General features: G+C 73.3%; 18 protein-coding genes, 2 pseudogenes and 1 riboswitch. Of the genes and pseudogenes, 17 read left to right on the top strand and 3 right to left on the bottom strand.

The genetic code is table 11. From position 1 onward, the window contains the following. Window positions 1-408: 408 nt before the first annotated feature. Window positions 409-798, bottom strand: a complete 390-nt coding sequence (locus ACOJUF_RS07455; protein ID WP_420121226.1) for an ArsR/SmtB family transcription factor — start codon at window positions 796-798, stop codon at window positions 409-411. Between the two features lie 427 nt (window positions 799-1225). Between ACOJUF_RS07455 and mdo the strand changes: the two genes are divergently transcribed. The 6 genes and pseudogenes from mdo to ACOJUF_RS07425 all read left to right on the top strand — a co-directional run bounded on the left by mdo (window position 1226) and on the right by ACOJUF_RS07425 (window position 7944). Continuing rightward, the gene (mdo, locus tag ACOJUF_RS07450) at window positions 1226-2518 is read left to right on the top strand and encodes an NDMA-dependent methanol dehydrogenase (protein WP_420121225.1); all 1293 of its coding nucleotides are present in this window, start codon (window positions 1226-1228) and stop codon (window positions 2516-2518) included. Window positions 2519-2598: 80 nt separating this feature from the next. Next, window positions 2599-3849: pseudogene (locus ACOJUF_RS07445) on the top strand (AAA family ATPase). Between the two features lie 8 nt (window positions 3850-3857). After that, on the top strand, window positions 3858-5393 hold the full coding sequence (locus ACOJUF_RS07440; protein WP_420121224.1) for a VWA domain-containing protein: 1536 nt from the start codon (window positions 3858-3860) through the stop codon (window positions 5391-5393). Continuing rightward, a pseudogene (locus tag ACOJUF_RS07435) lies at window positions 5380-6419 on the top strand (energy-coupling factor ABC transporter permease). Before ACOJUF_RS07440 ends, ACOJUF_RS07435 begins: the two are co-directional and overlap by 14 nt. After that, entirely contained in the window at window positions 6386-7201 is an 816-nt protein-coding gene (gene cbiQ / locus ACOJUF_RS07430; protein ID WP_420121223.1) for a cobalt ECF transporter T component CbiQ, read from the top strand. The pseudogene ACOJUF_RS07435 and the gene cbiQ overlap by 34 nt, the downstream one beginning before the upstream one ends. Continuing rightward, window positions 7198-7944 carry an energy-coupling factor ABC transporter ATP-binding protein gene (locus ACOJUF_RS07425; RefSeq protein ID WP_420121222.1) on the top strand — a complete coding sequence of 249 codons (747 nt, stop codon included), beginning with the start codon at window positions 7198-7200 and terminating at the stop codon, window positions 7942-7944. Before cbiQ ends, ACOJUF_RS07425 begins: the two co-directional genes overlap by 4 nt. Window positions 7945-7976: 32 nt before the next feature. Here the strand turns inward: ACOJUF_RS07425 and ACOJUF_RS07420 are convergent, their stop codons facing one another. Continuing rightward, entirely contained in the window at window positions 7977-9428 is a 1452-nt protein-coding gene (locus ACOJUF_RS07420; RefSeq protein WP_420121221.1) for an aminotransferase class V-fold PLP-dependent enzyme, read from the bottom strand. A 40-nt stretch (window positions 9429-9468) separates the two neighbouring features. Continuing rightward, a riboswitch (SAM riboswitch) is annotated at window positions 9469-9583 on the bottom strand. A gap of 354 nt (window positions 9584-9937) precedes the next feature. Here ACOJUF_RS07420 and ACOJUF_RS07415 point away from each other — a divergent pair. The 3 genes from ACOJUF_RS07415 (at window position 9938) to ACOJUF_RS07405 (ending at window position 11345) form a co-directional block, all read left to right on the top strand. Next, entirely contained in the window at window positions 9938-10228 is a 291-nt protein-coding gene (locus ACOJUF_RS07415; protein WP_420121220.1) for a hypothetical protein, read from the top strand. 171 nt (window positions 10229-10399) lie between these two features. Further along, entirely contained in the window at window positions 10400-10993 is a 594-nt protein-coding gene (locus ACOJUF_RS07410; protein ID WP_420121219.1) for a hypothetical protein, read from the top strand. Between the two features lie 100 nt (window positions 10994-11093). Beyond that, window positions 11094-11345, top strand: a complete 252-nt coding sequence (locus ACOJUF_RS07405) for an acyl-CoA-binding protein (RefSeq protein ID WP_420121218.1) — start codon at window positions 11094-11096, stop codon at window positions 11343-11345. 9 nt (window positions 11346-11354) lie between these two features. Here ACOJUF_RS07405 and ACOJUF_RS07400 read toward each other — a convergent pair whose 3' ends face one another. Continuing rightward, on the bottom strand, window positions 11355-12104 hold the full coding sequence (locus ACOJUF_RS07400; protein WP_420121217.1) for a DinB family protein: 750 nt from the start codon (window positions 12102-12104) through the stop codon (window positions 11355-11357). A 283-nt stretch (window positions 12105-12387) separates the two neighbouring features. On the opposite strand from ACOJUF_RS07400, the gene ACOJUF_RS07395 reads away from it, so the two are divergent. The 8 genes from ACOJUF_RS07395 to ACOJUF_RS07360 form a co-directional block, all read left to right on the top strand. Then, entirely contained in the window at window positions 12388-14121 is a 1734-nt protein-coding gene (locus ACOJUF_RS07395) for an FAD-dependent oxidoreductase (protein ID WP_420121216.1), read from the top strand. Window positions 14122-14227: 106 nt separating this feature from the next. After that, entirely contained in the window at window positions 14228-16726 is a 2499-nt protein-coding gene (locus ACOJUF_RS07390) for a beta-glucosidase (protein WP_420121215.1), read from the top strand. 372 nt (window positions 16727-17098) lie between these two features. Continuing rightward, window positions 17099-17968 (top strand): 1,2-phenylacetyl-CoA epoxidase subunit PaaA, encoded by an 870-nt coding sequence (gene paaA, locus ACOJUF_RS07385; RefSeq protein ID WP_420121228.1) that lies wholly within the window; start codon window positions 17099-17101, stop codon window positions 17966-17968. Window positions 17969-18114: 146 nt separating this feature from the next. Beyond that, window positions 18115-18399, top strand: a complete 285-nt coding sequence (gene paaB, locus ACOJUF_RS07380; RefSeq protein WP_420121227.1) for a 1,2-phenylacetyl-CoA epoxidase subunit PaaB — start codon at window positions 18115-18117, stop codon at window positions 18397-18399. Window positions 18400-18490: 91 nt separating this feature from the next. Beyond that, window positions 18491-19282 carry a 1,2-phenylacetyl-CoA epoxidase subunit PaaC gene (gene paaC / locus ACOJUF_RS07375; protein WP_420121214.1) on the top strand — a complete coding sequence of 264 codons (792 nt, stop codon included), beginning with the start codon at window positions 18491-18493 and terminating at the stop codon, window positions 19280-19282. Beyond that, entirely contained in the window at window positions 19282-19824 is a 543-nt protein-coding gene (gene paaD, locus ACOJUF_RS07370) for a 1,2-phenylacetyl-CoA epoxidase subunit PaaD (RefSeq protein ID WP_420121213.1), read from the top strand. The genes paaC and paaD overlap by 1 nt, the downstream gene beginning before the upstream one ends. Further along, window positions 19824-20942, top strand: a complete 1119-nt coding sequence (gene paaE / locus ACOJUF_RS07365) for a 1,2-phenylacetyl-CoA epoxidase subunit PaaE (RefSeq protein WP_420121212.1) — start codon at window positions 19824-19826, stop codon at window positions 20940-20942. Before paaD ends, paaE begins: the two co-directional genes overlap by 1 nt. Continuing rightward, window positions 20939-21724 (top strand): enoyl-CoA hydratase/isomerase family protein (locus ACOJUF_RS07360; RefSeq protein ID WP_420121211.1); only part of this gene is annotated, 786 nt, incomplete at its 3' end. The genes paaE and ACOJUF_RS07360, both read left to right, overlap by 4 nt.

Genomic DNA, 21724 nt, shown 5'->3' with positions numbered 1-21724 from the left:
GCGGACCTGGGGGGAGTGCGAGTCCCACTGCCCCCTTCTGACGTCGATGGTGCGAGCGCCGAGTTGAGGCGTCAAGCACTTTCGACGAACTCACGCGGAAGTCCGGGACGCACCCCCGCCCACCTCGACAGACGCGGGCGGGGGCCGGGTGGCACAGCCGCCCGGCCCCGTCGGCGTCCCCCGGATCGTGTTCCGATCGGCGCGGCCCCACCTTCGCTGATCAAACCCGGGCCCGACGCCGGATTTGCCCGGTATGGCCGCGGCTTTGATCAGCGAACGCGGGCGCGATGGCCGCCTGGGCTGATCAAACCCGCGCCGCGCGCCGGATTCGTCCCCTTCGGGCCCGGGTTTGATCAGCGAACCCGGGGTTCGCCCGACCCGGCGAGGCCCGAACCCGCCCGGCGCGGGTCAGTGTTCGGGATGCAGGGGTGAATGGGTGGCCCCGACCTGATGCAGCAGGGTGTGGATCTCGTCGCTGGCGATGCTCCAGCGGCGTTCCCGGCCGGCCCGTTCGGCCCGGACCACCCCGCGCAGCCGCAGCGCGGCCAGGGCATGGGACGTGGCGTTGGCGCCCATGCCGACGGCCGCGGCGAGCTCGGTGACGTTGATCCCCGGCGTGTGGTGGATGGCCAGCAGCAGGCGCAGCCGGTTGACGTCGGCCAGCGCGGAGAACAGCTCGGCCCAGTCCTCGATGACCTCGGGCCGCTCGGCCCCGACGACCGGGGCCGCCGGCGGCGGGCGGTGGGTGTGGCCCACCGGCGCGGCGGCCACCGGCGGTGGGCCGGGCGGGGTACTCATCGTGCCAGTTTCGCACCTGACCGGCGGGCGCGAGCGGGTCGATGCCCCGGCCGGGTCGGCAACGGCCCGCCGCACCTCCGGGTGCGGCGGGAAAAGCGAGGAGCGGCAGGCGATGTCGCCATGCCGGCCCGACTGGCGAGCACTGTGCCACCGGGACCGTTGCCCGAACGTTGCGCGGCTCTTTACAGGATCATTCGCTCCGATGTAACGTCGTTCTGGCGGTTCCACCCACCCGGCGGGTCGGCCCGGACCTATCCATCCGGACAGGTCGGGGTTCCGATCGGACGGTTTCCCGGTCGAGGCCTTCCGCCGGCTCCGGCCCGGTCGTAGCGTCGCCCTTGTCTACCGAAGCACTGGCTGTGGGGCTTCGAGGCCATCCAATCCGGTGTCCGTCAGGCGATGTCGCCTGCGCGAAAGAGGAGAGACCATGAAGGTCGAGGAACTGCTCAAGCCGTTTCCCATCAAGGAGTTCCACCCCTTCCCCCGGGCCATGCTCGGGCCGGGTGCGTTCGAGATGGTCGGCCCGGAGGCGATCAAGCTGGGCTTTCGCAAGCCGCTGGTGATGACCTCGGGCCTGCGCGGATCGGGCCTGGTCGAGCAGCTGATGGGCTCGCTCAAGTGGCACGGGATCGAGGCCGTCCTGTACGACCAGGTCGAGTCGAACCCCAAGGACTACAACGTCATGGATTCGGTGGCGCTGTACCAGGAGAACGAGTGCGACAGCTTCATCTCCATCGGTGGCGGCTCCAGCCACGACGCGTGCAAGGGTGCCCGCATCTCGGTCGCCCATGACGGCCGCAACGTCAACGACTTCGAGGGCTTCAACAAGTCCGAGAACCCGCGGAACCCCCCGCACATCGCCATCTCCACCACGGCCGGCACCGGCTCGGAGACGTCCTGGGCCTACGTCATCACCGACACCACGACGGATCCGAACAACCCCCACAAGTACGTCGCCTTCGACGACGCCGCGGTGGCCACCCTGGCGATCGACGACCCGACGGTCTACTACACCTGCCCGATCGACTACACCGCGCAGTGCGGCTTCGACGTGCTGGCCCACGCGAGCGAGCCGTACGTCTCCCGGCTGAACTTCGAGCCGTCGCTCGGCAACGCCATCCGGGCCATCAAGCTGACCAACGACCACCTGCGTCAGGCCACCTGGAACCCGACCGAGCTGGCCGGCCGCGAGGGCATGATGTACGCGCAGTACATCGCCGCCCAGGCGTTCAACTCCGGTGGCCTGGGCATCATCCACTCCACCTCGCACGCGATCAGCGCGTTCTACGACACCCACCACGGGCTGAACAACGCGATCGCGCTGCCCCGGGTCTGGGCGTTCAACATGCCGACGCAGTACAAGCGGTTCGCCGAGATCGCCCAGGCCATGGGCGTCGACACCCACGGCATGACCGACGTGCAGGCCGCCGAGGCCGCGCTGGCCGCCGGTATCCGGCTGCTGCGCGACGTCGGGATCCCGGAGAAGTTCGTCGACGTCACGCAGTCCAGCTACTCCAAGAACCGCCTCGGCCAGGGCCCGACGGAGTACTACAAGAACGCGCCGGTCATCAAGGGCGACAAGGCCGACGTCGACCGGATCACCAACCACATCCTGGGTGACGCCTGCACGCCGGGCAACGCCAAGGAGTGCACGTTCGACACCGTCCGCCCGGTCGTCGAGCACTGCATGAACGGCGACCTGGACGACCTGCTCAGCTAGCCGTCCGCGCGAGCCCCCACTTCCGAGCGGCCCGGTTCAACCCTGAGCCGGGCCGCCCGGACCCCACCGAGGAGCCCTTCGTGAGCACATTCGCCACCGTCGACGAAGTCAGTGCCGCTCTGGCCGAGCACGGGTACATTCCCGACCGGCGGGTCGCCACCACCGTCTTCCTGATGATGCAGCTGGACCGCCCGGCACTGCTGTAGTGCCCGGCCGGCGTCGGGAAGACCGAGCTGGACAAGGCCATCAGCGCGATCACCGGCCGCCGGTTGGTCCGCCTGCAGTGCTACGAGGGCCAGGACGAGACGAAGGCCCTGTACGACTGGGACTACGGCAAGCAGCTCCTCTACACCCAGCTCCTGCGCGACAAGATCGGTGAGATCGTCGCGGAGGCACCCGATCTGGAGTCGGCGGTCGATCTGCTGGCCAAGCACGACTCGGTCTTCTTCTCCGAGCGGTTCCTGGCCCCGCGCCCGCTGTTCGAGTCGATCCACGGCGACGAGCCGGCGGTCCTGCTGATCGACGAGATCGACCGGGCCGACGAGGCTCTGGAGGCCGTCCTGCTGGAGACCCTGGGCGAGTACCAGATCTCCATCCCCGAGATCGGCCGGTTCGCGGCCCGGACGGCGCCGCTGGTGCTGCTGACCTCGAACAACACCCGCGACCTGTCGGCCGCGCTCAAGCGGCGCTGCCTGCACCTGTTCCTGGACTACCCGGACGCCGACCGCGAACTGGAGATCCTGCGCAGCAAGGAGACCGGCCTGTCCGACGCGCTGGCCGCCCAGCTGGTCCAGGTGGTCCGCGGGTTGCGCGACCTGGAGCTGCGCAAGGCGCCGAGCATCTCCGAGACCATCGACTGGGCCCGCACCCTGGCCGTGCTGGGAGCCACCGAACTGGACGCGGCCACCCTGGCCGACACCGTCTCGGTCGTCGTCAAGTACGAACGCGACCACGCCCGGGCGGTCAAGGCCCTGCCGAAGCTGGTCGACCCGAACGCCGTCGTGCCGGACCACCGGCCCGACCATGCGCACGGCCACGGTCACTCGCATTCCCACGGCGACCACACGCACAGCCATGGGGACGGCGATCACGACCACGACCACGACGATCACCGCGCCGCCGACCACGACCACGGGCCGGACCAGGTCGGCGTGACCCGGCGGGCGGAGAAGGACAGGCCCGGCCGGCACGGGCCCGGCCACTACGGCACCCCGCCGTACGCCGCCGGGGACGACGACCTGGTGCCCGAGCCGCTGCCGACGAACACGGTCGGGCCCGACCGGGGCAAGCGCTCGTTCGCCGCGGGCCTCGGCCGCCGCCGCGCGATCTAGGACCGGCCATGCAGGAGACCATCCACCGGTTCACCCGGTTCCTGCGGTTGGCCGGGATGCGGGTGTCGGTGGCCGAGGTGGTCGATGCGGTGGCCGCCTCGGCGCAGCCCGGGGTGCTGGCCGACCGCGAGACCCTGCGCGGGGCTCTGCTGGTCACCCTGGTCAAGGACCGGCGCGACCGCGAGACGTTCGACACCGTCTTCGACGCCTTCTTCTCGTTGCAGCCGGTGTGGACGGCCGAACCCGACGGCCACTCGCACGCCCACGACGACCTGATCGACGAGGGCGAGCTGCGGAACTTCACCCTGACCGAGGAACCCTCGCAGACACCGGGTTTCGGGCACAGCCACGAGAAGCCCAAGGACATCCGCAAGTACTTCGACCCCAAGGACATGGCGCAGCAGTACAACCTGCACCAGGAGGCCAACAAGGTCGACCTGGCCGCGCTGAGCGACGAGATGGTGCTTTCGGCCGACCGGCCCACCACCGACAACGGCGCGCCCCGGGTCCAGATCGAGACCAGCCACCTGCACGGCGCCACCATGCCGCACGAGCTGACCACGGCGACCGGGGCCACGCTCGACACCAACCTGTCCATCGCCGAGGAGGCGGCGTTGATGGACTGGCTGGCGGCGGGGGAGGACCCGGACCTGCCGCCCGAGGTGCTGGCCATGATGCGGACCCAGGTGGCCGGCATCATGGACCGGTTGCCGGAGATGCTCCGCAAGCACCTGGCCGCGTTCGCCGCCCTGCGCGAGCAGGCCGTGGAGGAGGCGGCCCCGGCCCGGCAGGCGGCGGTGCAGGCGATCTCGGAGGCCGACCGGGTTCGCCTGGAGGAGACGCTGCGCGAGCTGGTCCGCTCGATGAGCGGGGCGCTGACCCACCGCCGCCGGCCGGGCGCGCGCGGCAAGATCGACTCGGCCCGGACGATGCACCAGAGCATGCGCTACGACGGGATCCCGTTCCGGCCGGTCTCGGTGGTCCGGGCGGAGGACCGGCCCCGGCTGGTGATCCTGGCCGACGTCAGCCTGTCGGTCCGGCTCTCCAGCCGGTTCACCCTGCAGGTGGTGCACGGCCTGCAGCGCCTGGTGCCCCGGGTGCGCACGTTCGCCTTCGTCGACGACATCGCCGAGGTGACCGACGTGTTCGCCGACCACGGGGTTGAGGAGGCGTTGGGCCTGCTGATGGGCGGCGACATCCTCGACGTCGATGCCAATTCCGACTACGGCCGGGCGCTGGTCACCTTCATGGAACAGTACGGCGGCGAGATCAACCGCCGCACCACCGTGCTCATCCTCGGGGACGGGCGGGGCAACGGCAAGGACCCGCATCCCGAGGCCCTGGAGGAGCTGTCCCGGCGCGCCCGGGAGGTCATCTGGCTGACCCCGGAGGCCCGGTACTCCTGGGTCCTGGCCGGGTCCGACATGCCGCTGTACGAGTCCCTGTGCAGCCGGGTCGAGGTCGTGCCCGACCTGGCCGCGCTGGACCGGGTGGCCACCACCTACTCGAATCGGGCCAACGGAGGCGTCCATGCATATTCCTGACGGGTTCATCAACGCGCCGACGTCGCTGGTCGGCGGCGTGGTGGCGGCCGGGCTGATCGTGGTGTCCGTGCGCAAGGCCGCGGCCGGCCTGGACGACCGGCAGATCCCGCTGGCCGGGCTGGTCGCCGCCTTCATCTTCGCCATGCAGATGCTGAACTTTCCGGTCGCCGGTGGCACCAGCGGGCACCTGCTCGGCGGGCTGCTGGCCGCCGTGCTCGTCGGGCCGTGGGTCGGCAGCCTGGCCATGTCGGTGGTCTTCATCGTGCAGGCCCTGGTGTTCGCCGACGGCGGCCTCACCGCGCTGGGTCTGAACATCATCCTGATGGGCTACACCACCTGCTTCGGCGGCTACGGGATCTTCGTGCTGATCCGAAAGCTGCTGCCCAGAAAGAAGTCCTCGGTCGTCGCCGCGTCGGCCATCGCCGCCTGGTGCGGGGTCGTGCTGGCCTCGCTGGTGTTCACCCTCTACTACGCGGTCGGCGGCACCGGAGGAGCGGCGGTCGGCACCGTCGCCGTCGCGATGATCGGCGTGCACATGCTGATCGGCGTCGGCGAGGCGGTCATCACGGCGCTGACGGTCGGCGCGGTGCTGGGCACCCGGCCCGATCTGGTCTACGGGGCGCGGGACCTGCGCCCTGCCCTGACGATGCGCGCGCCCGCGGCCACACCGGCCACCGGGAGTGCGGCATGACGGGCGGGCGCGGCCCGGCGCGCCGGCCGGTCCGGGTGTTCGTGCTCGTGGGTATCGGGATCGCGTTGATCCTCGCCTTCTTCGTCAGCCCGCTGGCCAGCTCGTCGCCGGACGGGCTCGAGCGCGTCGCCATCGACCAGGGGTTCGAGGCGCAGGCCGCCCCGCACGCGATGGCCGGGACGCCCCTGGCCGACTACGAGGTCGCCGGCGTGCAGCACTCCTGGCTGTCCACGGGACTGTCCGGGGTCATCGGCGTGGTGCTGTGCTTCGCGCTGGCCGGCGCGGTCGTGCTGGCGATCCGGTGGACCCGTCGACGCTCCGCCACGACGGGCTGAGCGTCGTGGGCAGCGGCGCGGCGCACCATCACGTGTTCTTCGTGCACGCCGATTCCGGCGTCCACCGGTTGGCCCCGGAGTGCAAGCTGGTCGCCACCGTGCTGTTCGTCTTCGCGGTGGTCGCCACCCCGCGCGAGGCGATCTGGGCGTTCGCCCTGGACGCCGCCATCCTGGTCGGCATTGCCCTGATCGGGCGGGTGCCGCTGGGAAAGCTGGCCCGGCGCCTGGTGATCGAGGTTCCGTTCCTGGCCTTCGCCGTGTTCCTGCCGTTGGTCGGGCACGCCCCGTACCTGCAGGTCGGCTTCCTGACGCTGTCCGAGCCGGGCCTGTGGGGGGCCTGGAACATCGTGGTCAAGGGCACCCTCGGGGTGGCCGCGACCTCGTTGCTCACCGCGACCACCACGGTCGCCGAGTTGCTGCTCGCACTGGAACGCCTCCGGGTGCCGCGGGCCGTGGTCGGCATCGCCGGCTTCATGGTGCGCTACTGGCAGGTGCTGGCCGACGACCTGCGCCGGATGCGGATCGCGCGGATCTCCCGCGGCGACGACCCGCGCTGGCTCTGGCAGGTGGCGGGCATCGCGCGGACCGCCGGGGCCCTGTTCGTGCGGTCCTACGAACGGGGAGAGCGGGTGTACGTGGCCATGCTGGCCCGCGGGTACGGATTCGGCCCGGAGCCGGCGGACACCGCCGCCCGGGCGCCTCGCCGATCCTGGTTGGCGGCCCTGACCGCACCGGTCGCCGCCGGCCTGATCTGCGGTGTGGCCCTGGCCGGTGCCCGATGAGCCCGACCGGGCAGGGATTGCTGGAGGTCAGCGATCTCGCCTTCGCCTACCCGGATGGCCGGCAGGTGCTCTTCGGGGTGAACCTGACCGTCCGGCCGGGGGAGCGGGTGGCCATTCTCGGCCCGAACGGCGCCGGGAAGACCACGCTGGTCCTGCATCTCAACGGCACGCTGCTGGCCGGCGCCGGTTCGGTGCGGGTGGACGGGATCCGGGCCGCGACAGGATCCCTGCGCGAGATCCGCCGCCGGGTCGGGGTGGTGTTCCAGGACCCCGACGACCAGCTCTTCTCGCCGACGGTGCGCGACGACGTCGCCTTCGGGCCACGCAATCTCGGCCATCGCGGGCCGGAGCTGGACCGCCGTGTGCACGCGGCGCTGGCGGCGACCGGCATGGTGGCCGCCGCCCCGCGGGCCCCGCACCACCTGTCCTTCGGGCAACGGCGCCGGGTGGCCGCGTCCACCGTGCTGGCGATGGACCCGACCGTGCTCGTGCTCGACGAGCCGTCGTCCAACCTGGACCCGTTGGCCCGCCGGGAGTTCGCGCAGATCGTGCTCTCGCTGGGGCTGACCACCGTGATGGTCACCCACGACCTGCTATACGCCCTGCAGCTGTGCCCACGCTCGGTGATCATGAACAACGGGCAGATCGTCGCCGACGGCCCGACGCGCGACATCCTGGCCGACCGGACCCTGCTGGCGGCGAACCGGCTGGAGCTGCCGGTCGGCTGCGTGCTGCCGGCCTGACTCGCGCGCCGGCCGCACCCGGGTCGGCCCGCCTACTTCTGCCAGGGGGCGATGACGGGCAGTTCGCGGCCGTCGACCGCCGGGACCGGCCGGCCGTCCCGCACCACGTACCGCAGCCGCGGCCCCCGCTCGGCGATGGCCTCGACCGCGTGCACCAGGCGCTGCACGTGCTCGGTGGTGGTGCCCAGGCCGACCGACGCGCGCAGCGCCTGCCCGTTGCTCGAGTCGGCGCAGCCGGCCGCGCCGAGCAGCTTGCGGACCAGCGGGTGGGCGCAGAACGCCCCGTCCCGCACCCCGATGCCGTGCTCGGCCGAGAGCGCCGCCGCCACCACGGCGGCCGGCTGCCCGGCGACGGTGAACGTGGCCACGCCGATGCTGTCGGCCCGCTCGCCGAACAGTGCGTGCACGGTGACGCCCGGAATGGCGGCCAGGCCCCGGCGCAGCGTTTCGGTCAGCGCGGATTCGGCCTGGGCCAGGGACTCCCGGTCGGCCGTGGCCAGGACGTGGCAGGCGGTGGCCAGGGCCACCGCGCCGGGCACGTTCGGCGAGCCGGCCTCGTGCCGGTCCGGCAGCGGCTTGTACTCGGTGCCCTCGGCGGTGACCGATGCGGTGGCCCCGCCGCCGATCAGGTACGGCGGTGCCGCGGCGAGCCAGTCGGCCCGGCCCACGAGCGCGCCGGCGCCGTACGGCGCGTAGAGCTTGTGCCCGGACAGCGCGACGTAGTCGACGCCGAGTTCGGTGATCGAGAACGGCCGGTGCGGGGCGAGCTGGGCGGCGTCCAGGGCCACCCGGGCGCCGCGGGCCCGGGCCACCCGGGCCAGCTCGGCGACCGGCCAGATCTCGCCGGTGACGTTGGACGCGCCGGTGATGACCAGCAGCGCGGGCCCGGGCCGCCGACGGCGCAGCGCGTCGTCGACGAGATCGACGGCGTGCTCGGCCGCCTCGGGCGCCGGCACCCGGACGACCCGGCGCTGCGCCGACTCCGGGGCCCGCTCGGCCGACCAGGGCAGGAGAGCGGCGTGGTGCTCGGTCTCGAAGACGACCACCGTGGTGCGGGGCGGGAGGCAGTGCGCCAGCAGGTTGAACGAGTCGGTGGTGTGCCGGGTGAAGATGACCGCATCTTCCGGGCGGCCGCCCACGAAGGAGCGCACCGGCTCGCGGGAACCCTCGTAGAGGCTGGTGCAGACCTTGGAGTGCCAACCGGCGCCACGGTGCACGCTGGCGTACCGGTCCAGCAGCGCGTCGACGGTGTCCCGGACCGCCCGCAGGGCCGGTGCCGAGGCGCCGTGGTCCAGGTTGGCGTACTCGATCGTCCCGCCGGTGGCCAACGGGACCTGGGCGCCCGCGCCGACGACCTCCAGGCCCGGACCCTGCGGGTGGCTGACCGGTCCGCGCCGCGGCGGGGTGGCCGCGACGGTGCCGGCCACCGGGGGTTCCGGCGCGAAGACGGCGACCAGGTCGGGGCGTTCGAGGGCGAGGGTCACGACGATCCACTCCTGCAGTCCATCGGACCGCCTGGGTGGAGGCCCGCGCTTGCCGGTCGCACCTCGCGAACGGCCAGGTCTTCACCCGGGGCACCCCACCGCGGTAGGAGGGTTGCCGGCCAGCAAGCCGGGGCTATCTGCTGGCACTCATGACCTTCGAGCAGCAGGGTAGCAAATCGCGCCCGCACGGGCCATGACGACGATCACAGGCCACGATCACGGGCCACGACCACGGGCCACGACCGCAGGCGACGACAACGCAGGTCCGGTCGCGACGTGGACCGGTGGCCCGGCCGGCGGTGCGCGAGCGAACCCCGTCGGGTGGCCCGGTCGTCAACCGGGGCAGGCAGGGTTCCGCTCCGGCTGGTCGGTGACCCCGGAAGAGACGAAGACCACAAAACCTGTCACCCGATTGGCGGGCATTGGTGAACGTGGTGTTAGATCTGGCCGGCGGGTGCCACCGGGCCCGTTCATCCGGGAGTGCGGGGGTAGACACAGTGATGCGCAGGATGCTGGCAACGATCGTCACGGCCGCGATCCTCCTCGTCGCCGGCGCGTCCGCCGCCGTGGCCGGCGAGGTCGGGACGTGCTGGGCCGATGGCGGGTCCACCGCAGCCGGATCGGCGAGCGGAGGGACGGGTCTGACCTCGGCCGCCTCGCTGGCCAGCACCGGTTCGAGCATCGACGTGACCACCTGGGCGGCCGTGGGTATCGGCCTCGTGCTGGTGGGCATGATCCTGATGGTCGTGCTGCCGGGCAGCCGCCGGCGCAGCCAGGCGGAGCCGACCACCACCGCGTGATCGACGTCGCGGCGGGCCGCCCATCGACAGGTGGGTGGCGCCGTCCGGCCGGGCGGCGGCGCGGGCCGGACCGTGCGGGAATGATCACTCCCGGGTTGCATCTCGATCCGGGTACCGTTGCGGTCACGCCTGGATAACGTTATCGCCGGGCCGGTCCGTCCGGAGGTGTCCGTGGCCGTCGAGCCCCGACCGAAGCGCCGCCGGCCGTTGTCGTTGCGGGTGTGGCGCAACCCCCTGGCGCGGGGCGTCGATCGGGTCGAGGCCGCCGTTGTCCTGCTGCTGATCGTCCTGGCCGCCGCCGCGGTGCCGGTGGTGGCCGTGGTCGCGTCGGCGAGCTGGTCGGACGCCGCCGCGCAGTCCGCGGCCGAGCGTCGCTCGCTCACCGCGGTGGCGGCGATCGTCGACCGGTCGGCGCAGCTGCCGGTGGGCGTCACCGACGGCGCGCCGGTCTGGATTCCCGCGCCCGTCAGCTGGACCGGATCCGACGGCCGCCGGGTCACCGGGGTCGCAGACGTCCCCGCCGCCGCGGTCGCCGGTGATCCGGTCACCATCTGGCTGGACCCGGCCGGCCGCATCGTCCCGCCGCCGCCCGGTCCGGCCGCCCTGGCCGGGCTCGCCGTCCTGGTCGGCGCCGGGTCCTGGGTCCTCGTCGGCCTGCTGCTGGCCGGTGCCGGCTGGGCGGTCCGCCGCCGGCTGGACCGGCTCCGGCTGCGGGCCTGGGGCCGGGAGTGGGCCGAGGTCGAGCCGGGCCGCCACCCGTTCTGAGCCCGGCGCCACCCGTGGCGAGTCCGCTGCCGGCCACCGGTGGTCATCCGCGACCGCCCCCGAATTGACGGCCGGGCCCGGTCGGGCTACACACACCGGTATGCCGAATGCGGAGTTCCAGGCGGCCGTCGACCGGGTGAACGGGTTGACCAAGGACCCCGGGAACGAGACCAAGTTGCGGATGTACGCGCTGTACAAGCAGGCCACCCAGGGCGATGTCGCCGGCAAGCGGCCCGGCTTCACCAACCCGGTGGGCCGGGCCAAGTACGACGCCTGGGCGAAGCTCAAGGGCACGTCCGCGGAGCAGGCGCAGGCGTCCTACATCGCCGAGGCCGGCGCCCTGTCCGACTGACCGCGCGGGTCAGCCGGCGGTGCCCGCCGCGATGGTGTCGAGATCGCGGACCGCGTACCGGTGGTGCTCCCACTCCTCGGACAGGATCACCTGCAGGCAACTGCGCACGGTCTCGGGTTGATCGGGGTCCCAGGGATTGCGCCGGGGCTCGGCGAGCAGCTCCGGCGTGAGAGCGGCCAGGAACTCCCGGACCTGCGTGACCCGGCCGGCCCGGACCGCCAGCACCTCGTCGTACCCGGGGGTGTCCGACCGGAAGACCGACAGGTCGTGACCGTCGGTTGCGTACTCCGCGTTGGGCCGGCCGATCGGGTGGTACGGCGCCGGCAGGTCCAGGATCGCGCGCCGCAGCCAGGTGTCGGTGGCCATCACCAGGTGCCGCAGCGTCTGCGCGAACGACCATTCGCCGTCCACCGGGACGTCGACGGTGCCGGGCGGCATGTCCGCGGCCCGGTCCAGGGTGGCGGTCCAGGTGCGCTCCACGGCAGCCCAGGCCGACCGCAATCCGGCCGGGTCCGATGCGCGCCGCAGATCCCGGCCGGGGAAGCGGCGGTCGAGCTCGGCCTCGACGAAGGGCACGACGTCGACGCCGTTCACCAGCAGGCGGCCCCCGTCGGCCAGCCAGGGCGCGTCGACGTCCGCGTCCCGGACCTCCACCGCCCGGAGCACCGCGCCCGACAGGTCGCAGCGAACGAACCGAGCGCCGCGCAGGTCCCGGTCGGTGAACGTCGCGCCCCGCGCCGCCGCGCCCTCGCTCTCCATCGGCCCCCATCCTCCATCGATCACCGAGACCGTGGTGCTCGGCCGGCCCCATCGCACCACCTCCTCCATGATCGACGGCAGCCGAGGCGGGCATTAAGTGCGAGCGCAACTGAGTGTGAGACCAATTCGGTGTTGGACGCGCGGTGGTGGGGCGTGGGACCGTCGATGTCCCGGATGCGGCGGTGGCCGGCCGCCCCGCGTCCCGCCCGCCGTCCCACCGCGCCCACCCTGCCCACCTGCCCACCTGCCCACCCTGCCGAGCTGACGAGCGAAAGAGTCGACGATGACAACCGAGACGACGACGAACCGGGTCGTGGAGTGCGACCTGCTGGTGGCCGGGGGCGGGGCGGGCGGCCTGTCCGCGGCGGTGACCGCGGCGCACCGGGGCCTGGACGTGGTGGTCGTGGAGAAGGCGTCGACGCTCGGCGGGGCGACCGCCTGGTCGGGCGGCTGGCTCTGGGCCCCGCTGAACCCCCTCTCGCAGGCCGACGGGATCGTGGAGGACCTGGACGGCCCGCGCACCTACCTCAAGCACGCGCTCGGGGAGAACTACGACGAGCCGCGCGTCGATGCGTTCTTGCGGAACGCCTCGAAGATGGTCGGCTTCTTCCAGGACCGGACGAGCCTGCAGTTCGTCAGCGGCACCTGGATCGCGGACATCCTGGGCGACCTGCCGGGCGCCGGCACCGGCGGCCGGTCCGTCGGGCCGAAGCCGATCAATGCGCGCGCCCTGCGCAAGGAGGTGCGCGCCCTGGTGCGCCGGCAGCTGTACGAGACCTCGTTCCTGGGCATGGGCATCATGGCCGGGCCCGATCTGCAGGCCTTCCTGCACGCGACCTCCGACGTGAAATCGTTCTTCCACGCGGCCTGGCGCGTCGCCTTCCACGTCTGGGACCTGGTCACCCGGCGGACCGGCATGCAACTGGTCAACGGCCCGGCGCTGATCGCGCGGCTGGTCAAGTCGGCCGACGAGGCCGGGGTGCGGCTGTGGCCGGACTCGCCGGTGACCCAACTGGACACCGACGCCGACGGCGCGGTGATCGGCGCGCTGGTGCAGCACCCCTCCGGCCCGGTGACGATCCGCGCCCGCCGCGGGGTCGTGCTGGCCACCGGTGGCTTCCCCCACGACGTGCACCGCCGGGCCGAGTTCTTCCCGCGGACGCCGACCGGGCGGGAGCACTGGACGCTCGCCCCGGCCGAGACGACCGGTGACGGCATCACGGTCGCCGAGCGGGTCGGTGCGGCCCTGGACACCTCGCTGGCCTCGCCCGCGGCGTGGTGCCCGGTGTCGCTGGTGAAGTACCGCACCGGCCGGGTGGGCACCTACCCGCACATCGTCGACCGGGGCAAGCCCGGCCTGATCGCGGTGGCGGCGAACGGCAAGCGGTTCGTGAACGAGGCCGACGGCTACTACCAGTTCACCACCGGCATGATCGAGGCGACGCCGCCGGGCGAGCCGGTGCAGGCCTGGCTGATCTGCGACCACGCGTTCCAGCGCCGCTACCCGTTCGGCATGGCCAAGCCGTTCCCGATCCCGGCCTTCCCGTACCTGCTGAACGGATACATGAAGCGGGGCCGGACGCTTGGCGATCTCGCCGTGAAGTGCGGGATCGACCCGGCCGGCCTGGAACGCACGGTGGCCGAGTTCAACGAGCACGCCCGGGCCGGTGACGACCCCGAGTTCGGTCGCGGCCGGACGCCGTTCAACCGCGGTTCGGGCGACAAGGACCACGGCCCGAACCCGTCGCTCGCGCCGCTGGAGCAGGGCCCGTTCTACGCGATCCGGGTGCTGCCGGGCAGCTTCGGCACCTTCTACGGGCTCCGGGCCGACGAGCACGCCCGGGTGCTGCGGGCCGACGGTTCGGTGATCCCCGGCCTGTACGCGGCGGGCAGCGACCAGGCGAACGTGATGGGCGGGCATTACCCGTCGGGCGGCATCAACATCGGCCCGGCCATGACGTTCGGCTACATCGCCGGCAATCACGCCGCGGACGCCGTGGACGCCCGGGTCGGCTGATCGGGGCCGCCGGTGGTGCGCGCCGGGCCCGGCCGGGACAATGCCCGGGGGCGATGAGGCCCCGGCAGTGACTCGACAGCGACAGCGACGTCGGCAGGAGCGTGGAATGACCACCGTTGATCAGGATCCGTCCACCCGGTACGCGGAGCTGGTCGGCCGGCTCGACCTGCCGGACAAGGTGCGGTTGCTGACCGGCCGGACCGCGTTCACGCTGCCCGGCGACGACCGGATCGGGCTGGCGCCGCTGGCCTTCTCGGACGGCCCCACCGGGGTGCGGGGACTGAAGTTCGCCGGCGGTGATCCGGTCGCGCTGCTGCCGAACGCCACGCTGATCTCCGGGTCGTGGGACGACGGCATCGCCGAGGAGGTCGGCGCCCTGCTGGCGCAGGAGGCCCACCGGCAGGACATCCACGTCGTGCTCGGGCCGACCATCAACCTGCACCGGTCGCCGCTGGGCGGGCGGCTGTTCGAGGCGTACTCCGAGGACCCGTACCTGACCGGCCGGACCGCGGCGGCCTACGTCCGGGCGATGCAGGCCTGCGGCACCGCAGCCTGTCTCAAGCACCTGGTGGCCAACGAGTCCGAGACCCTGCGCAACTTCGTCGATTCCCGGGTCGACGAGGCCACGTTGCGCGAGCTGTACCTGCTGCCGTTCCGGATGGCCGTCCAGGACGCCGATGCCTGGTCGATGATGGCCGCCTACAACGACGTCAACGGCCGGTCCGCGACCGAGAACCGGCGCGTGCAGCAGGAGATCGTCAAGGACGAATGGGGCTGGGACGGCCTGATCATGAGCGACTGGTTCGCGGTGAAGCGGACCGTCGCATCGGCCACCGGCGGGTTGGACCTGGTGATGCCCGGCCCGGACGGGCCGTGGGGCGAGCGGCTGGTCGCCGCCGTCCGGCGCGGCGACGTGACCGAGGCCGCGATCGACGACCACCTGGTCCGGTTGCTCCGGCTGGCCGACCGCACCGGGGCGTTGGGCGAGCAGGCGGCGTCGCCGGGGGCCGGCGCGACCTACCCGGCGCCGGACGCGCCCGAGCGGCGGGCACAACTGCGCCGGATCGCCGCCCGGGGCATGGTGCTGGTCAAGAACGACGGCGACACCCTGCCGCTGGCCGCGTCCGGATCGCTGGCCGTCGTCGGCCGGCACGCGCTCGAGACCCAGGGCATGGGCGGCGGTTCCGCGCAGGTCACGCCACCGCACCTGACCAGCGTGGCCGACGCCGCCCGCCGCCGGCTCGGGGACCGGGTGTCGGTGGTCGACGGGGTGACCGTGCGGTCCCGTCCGGTGCCGGCCCATCCCGGTTTCGTCACCGACCCGGTCACCGGGGCGTCCGGAATGCGGGTCACCTACCTGGCGGCCGACGGTCGCGAGCTGGCCACCCGGCACTCCGCCGGCACGACGATCACGGTCGGTTGGGACGACGACTTCGCCGAGCCGCCGGCCGCCGTGGTGCTGCAGGCCCGGCTGGCCAACCGGGCCGGCCCGGTCCGGGTCGGCGGCCTCGGGGTCGGCCGCTGCACGGTGCGCACCGGTGACCGGGAGATCGCCGCGGGCGACCTGCGGGTCACCGGATTCGACCCGGGGGAGGCGATGCTGCAGCCGCCGTACCTGCTGGACACCGTCGACCTGCCGGCCGGTGCGACGATCGCGGTCCGGCTCGACATCGCCGCGGTGGACTGGCGGGCGATGTTCGCCGCCCATCCGGCCCTGGACGTCGCCGAGGAGAGCCACCTGCTGGCCACCGGGTCGTCCGGTGCCGTGGCGCTGATCGCCGACCAACCCGCCGGTACCGACGACGAGGCCATGGCCGCGGCTCAGGCGGCGGCCGCCGCGGCCGGAACCGCCGTCGTGGTGGTCGGTCTCACCGAGGAGAACGAGACCGAGGCGGTCGACAAGGCGACCCTGGCGCTGCCCGGGCGGCAGGACGAACTGGTCCGCCGGGTCGCCGCCGCGGCCGCGCGCACGGTCGTCGTGGTGAACGCGGCCACCCCCGTGTTGATGCCGTGGCTGGCCGAGGTCGACGCGGTGCTCGTCGTGGGGTTGCCGGGGCAGGAGGCCGGCGATGCGATCCTGGACGTGCTCGTCGGGGCGGCCGAACCCACCGGCCGGCTGGTCACGAGCTACCCGGTGCGGGACGGGGCTGCGCCGGCGTGGACGGTGACGCCCGACGACGACCTGGGCCTGACCTACACCGAGGGCGCGTTCATCGGCTACCGCGGGTATGCCGCCGGCCGCGCGCCGGAGCCCCTGTTCTGGTTCGGTCACGGGCTCGGCTACGGCGCCTGGCGGTACGACGGGGCCGATCTGCTCGACGGCGGGGCCGTCCGGGTGCGGCTGACCAACGTCGGCGGACGGACCTCCCGGGAGACCGTCCAGGTCTACCTCCGGCCGGACGACGACACCGCGCCGGTGCGGCTGGTCGGCTACGCCGGGATCGACCTGGCCGCCGGCGCCTCCGGGGTCGTCGAGGTGGCCGTCGACCCACGGCTGCGGCAGCGCTGGTCGGCGGCCGCCGGTGGCTGGGTGCCGGTCGGGCCGGGCGAGCTGCTCGTCGCCCGGGGCCTGGGGGACGTCCGGATACGGCTCCGCTCGGACTGACCCGCCCGGGGCCCGGTCCCGCCGGGACACCGGGCGTACCGACGGCGATGTCGATCCGGCCGGAGCCCGGGCGTCCGGTCGCATCGTTGACAGCGCGACCGGCGGCGGGCAGACTACAAACCGACCGATCGGTCAGGAATGGCAACGGCGCGCACCCGGTGACCCGGGATCCGGCAGGGAGGTCGCGTGGACGGCAGCGTGGACGCCCGTGTGGACGCCCGTGTGGACGCCCGTGTGGGCGCCGGTTCGGACGCCGGTGGGCTCGGCCCGGACCATCGGACCGAGCCGGCCGACGAGCCGGATCCGGCGGACCTGCAGGCACAGTTCGACCGGCTCATCGCCGAGGACGGGCGGATCGAGCCCCGGGACTGGATGCCGCCGGCCTACCGGCGCACGCTGATCCGGCAGATCGCGCAGCACGCGCACTCCGAGATCATCGGCATGCAGCCGGAGGGCAACTGGATCACCCGGGCGCCGAGCCTGCGCCGCAAGGCGATCCTCATCGCCAAGGTGCAGGACGAGGCCGGCCACGGGCTCTACCTGTACTCGGCGGCCGAGACCCTGGGCGTCGACCGGGAGGACCTGCTCGATCAGCTGCACACCGGCCGGCAGAAGTACTCGTCCATCTTCAACTACCCGACCCTGAGCTGGGCCGACATGGGGGCCATCGGCTGGCTGGTGGACGGCGCCGCGATCATGAACCAGGTCCCGCTGTGCCGCTGCTCCTACGGGCCGTACGGGCGCGCCATGGTCCGGGTCTGCAAGGAGGAGTCGTTCCACCAGCGCCAGGGTTTCGAGATCCTGCACACCCTCTCGCACGGCACCGCGGCTCAGCACGAGATGGCCCAGGACGCGGTGAACCGCTTCTGGTGGCCGTCACTGATGATGTTCGGCCCGCCGGACGCATCGTCGGCGCACACCGTCCAGTCCGCGGCCTGGGGCATCAAGCGCTTCGGCAACGACGAGCTGCGGCAGCGGTTCGTCGACATGTGCGTCGACCAGGCCCGGGTGCTGGGCCTGGACCTGCCCGATCCGGACCTGCGGTGGAACGCCGAGCGTGGCCACTACGACTTCGGCCCGATCGACTGGTCCGAGTTGGACCGGGTGATCCGCGGGGACGGCCCGTGCAACGCCGACCGGATCGCCCGCCGGGTCGGCGCCCACACCGAGGGCGCCTGGGTGCGGGAGGCCGCGGACGCCTACGCCGCCAAGCACGCGGCCCGGTCGGCGGACGTGGCATGACGCCCGATCCGACTGCGGCGCCGGCGACCCCGCCGGCCGCCCCGACGTCCGATCCGACTGCGGCGCCGCCGGCCCCGGCAGCCGCGCCGGCCGGTACCGGCGAGCCGGTCGGCCCCCGGTCGGCCCCGGACCCGGCCCCGGCCCGTGTGCGCCGGGGATGGCCCCTGTGGGAGGTGTTCGTCCGGGCCCGCCGCGGCCTGGCCCACCAGCACGTCGGCAGCCTGCACGCCCCCGACGCGGCGATGGCCCTGCGCAACGCCCGCGACGTCTACACCCGGCGCGGCGAGGGCGTGTCCATCTGGGTGGTCCCGGCGGCGGCCATCACGGCCTCCAGCCCGGAGGAGAAGGACCCGTTCTTCGATCCCGCCCTGGACAAGGCCTACCGCCATCCGACGTTCTACGACGTGCCGGAGGGGGTGTCCCACCTGTGAACGGAGCCGGCCACCGGCACGCTGAGCCGCGACCGGGTGTGCGGGACGGCGCCGACCGGGCTCACGATGTCGACCCGCACGGGGCGGGGCGGTGAGCACGCCGGCGGCGTCCCCGGCCCGGACGACCGACAGGCTCGCGCTGGCGCGGTATCTCACCGGTCTGGGCGACGACGCCCTGGTGCTCTCGCACCGGCTGGCCGAGTGGATCACCCGCGCCCCGCAGCTCGAGGAGGACCTGGCCCTGGCCAACATCTCCCTCGACCTGCTGGGGCAGGCCCGGACGCTCCTGTCGTACGCCGGTGAGCTGGAGGGGCAGGGCCGCACCGAGGACGACCTGGCCTACCTGCGCACCGAGCGCGAGTACCGCAACCTGCAGATCGTCGAGCTCGACAACGGCGATTTCGCGGTGACCATCGCCCGCCAGTTGATCTTCTCGGCCTACCAGGTCGAGCTGTACGGCGCCCTGCGGCCGGCGGCCGACGAGACGGTCGCCGGGCTGGCCGCCAAGGCCGTGAAAGAGGTTGTCTACCATCGGGATCACGCCACCCAGTGGACCCTGCGGCTGGGCGACGGCACCGCCGGGTCGCACCGCCGGATGCAGGCCGCGCTGGAGGTGACCTGGCCCTTCGTCGAGGAGATCTTCGACCCCGCCGACATCGCCGGCGAGCTGGCCGCCCTGCCCGGGATCGCGGTCGACCCGTCGACGTTGCGGGCCGGCTGGTCCGCCTTCGTCCGGCCGGTGCTCGCCGAGGCCACACTGACCGAGCCGGTGCCGCACCGGCGCACCCGCGGCGGTCGCCGGGGGCTGCACACCGAGCGGCTCGGTCATCTGCTGGCGGAGATGCAGAGCCTGCACCGGGCCCACCCAGGGGCGTCGTGGTGATGAGGGACGGCGCGGGCAGCGGTCCCGGCGCCCGCCCCGAAGCGGGCGGCGACCTCGACCGGCTGCGGGCGGTCGCCGGCGGCGTCGGTGATCCGGAAATTCCCGTGCTGACCCTGGACGACCTGGGCATCGTGCGTGACGTGCGCCGGGGCGACGGCGATCTCGCCGGAACCGTGCTGGTCGACCTGACCCCGACCTATACCGGGTGCCCGGCCACCGAGGTGATCGCCGCCGACGTGACGGCGGCGCTGCGGGCGGCCGGCGCGGACCGGGTCCTGGTCCGGACCGTGCTGTCGCCGGCCTGGACCACCGACTGGATCAGTGAGGCGGGCCGGCGCAAGCTCCGCGAGTACGGCAGCGCCCCACGGTCGGCGGGCCGCCCCCCCGGCCCCCACCGGGTGGCCCTGACGCTGTCCGCGCGGTGCCCGTGGTGCGGTTCGGGCCGGACCCGGGAGGTCAGCCGGTTCGGCGCGACCCCGTGCCGGTCGCACTGGACGTGCCGGTCCTGCCTGGAACCGTTCGACTCCTTCAAGGCGATCTGATGACCGTCACCGGGAACGCCGCCGGCCCGACCGCCGGGACCGGGACGCCCCGGCGCCCGGCGGTCTTCCACCCCCTGCGGGTGAGCGCGGTCGATCGCCTCACCGAGGACGCGGTCGCCGTCACCTTCGACGTGCCCGACCGGCTGCGCGCGGAGTTCGCGTTCGAGCCGGGCCAGCACCTGTCCGTCCGGTCCCCGGCCCTGGGCGACGGTGTCCGCCGCAGCTACTCGATCTGCGCCCCCGCGACCGGCGGTCCGCTGCGTATCGGGGTCAAACGAATTGCCGGCGGCGTCTTCTCGGGCTACGTCGCCGAGCGGCTGCGGCCGGGCGACACGCTCGACGTGATGACGCCGACCGGCACCTTCACCACGCATCTCGACCCGGCCCGCTCCCGGCGGTACGTCGCCGTCGCCGCCGGGTCCGGTATCACTCCGGTGCTGTCCATCCTGGCGACGGCCCTGGAGGTGGAACCGGACAGCACCGCGGCGCTGGTCTACGTCAACCGGCGGACCTCCACGATCATGTTCCTGGAGGAGCTGGAGGACCTGAAGAACCGGTTTCCCGCGCGGTTGCAGCTGATCCACGTCCTCGGGCACGAGATGACCGAGGTGGAGCTGCTGTCCGGGCGGTTGGACGTCGACCGCTTCGACCGGATCCTGGACACCCTGCTGCCGGTCGACGAGGTCGACGAGTGGTTCCTGTGCGGACCCCTCGCGCTGACCGACACCGTGCGCGGGGTGCTGGTGGACCGTGGGGTCGACCCCGAGCACGTGCACCGGGAACTGTTCCACGTCGGCGCGGTGGCCCGGCGCCGAACGGTGACCGCAGCCCCGCCGGCCGCCGGGGCGCGGGTCACGGTGATCCTGGACGGCCGGTCGGTGGATCTGACGGTGCCGGCCGGCGACTCGATCCTGGACGCGACCCTGGAGATGCGCGCGGACGCGCCCTACTCGTGCCGGAACGCGGTCTGCGGGACCTGCCGGGCCCGGGTCACGCAGGGCCGGGTCGCGATGGACGCGAACTACGCCCTCGAACCCGACGAGGTGGCCAGGGGTTTCGTCCTGACCTGCCAGTCGCACCCGGTCACCGACCGGGTGGTCGTGGACTTCGACTCGTGACCGCGACCGAGCGGGGGACCGGTGTGGTGCGGCTGCAGCGGCGCGGGCCGGTGACGCTGCTCGGGCTCGACCGGCCGGCCCGGCACAACGCGCTCGACCAGGCGATGGTCGACGACATCGACCGGGTCCTGCTCGAGATCCGTTCCACGCCGACGGTGCTCGTCGTTCACTCGACGACGCCGGGGATCTTCGCGGCCGGCGCGGACATCGCCGAGCTGATCGAGCGCGACGCCGACGCCGCGCTGCGCGGCATCAACGCGGGCCTGTTCGACCGGATCGAGGCGCACCGGTGGCCGACCGTGGCCGCCGTCGACGGCCCGGCGTTCGGCGGTGGCTGCGAGCTGGCCCTGGCCTGTGACCTACGGGTGGGCAGCCCGCAGGCGCGGTTCGCCCAGCCAGAGCTCGGGCTGGGGATCCTCGCCGGGGCGGGCGCCAACTGGCGGCTGCCGCAGGCCGTCGGCCTGCCGCTGGCCCGCCGGATGCTCTACACCGGCCACGTGCTCGACGCCGAGGCGGCCCGGGCCGCCGGCCTGCTGGACGAGATCCATCCGGCCGCCGCGCTCCTCGACCGGGCGATCGCGCTGGCCGAGGGGATCGCCCAGCGCCCCTGGCGAGCGCTGGAGCTGACCAAGCTCGCCCTGCGGGCCCACCGCCCGGCGACCACCTCACTCGACATCGTCGCCCAGGCCGTGCTGTTCGACGGTCCGGACAAGCGGGCCCGGATGGGCTCGTTCCTCGACGAGCGGGCCGCCCGCCGCGCGGCCCGGGCCGCGGCGAGCGGG

The organism is Nakamurella sp. (assembly GCF_048594475.1).
Taxonomy (GTDB): domain Bacteria; phylum Actinomycetota; class Actinomycetes; order Mycobacteriales; family Nakamurellaceae; genus Nakamurella.
This window is presented reverse-complemented; position numbering and strand designations above follow the sequence as displayed.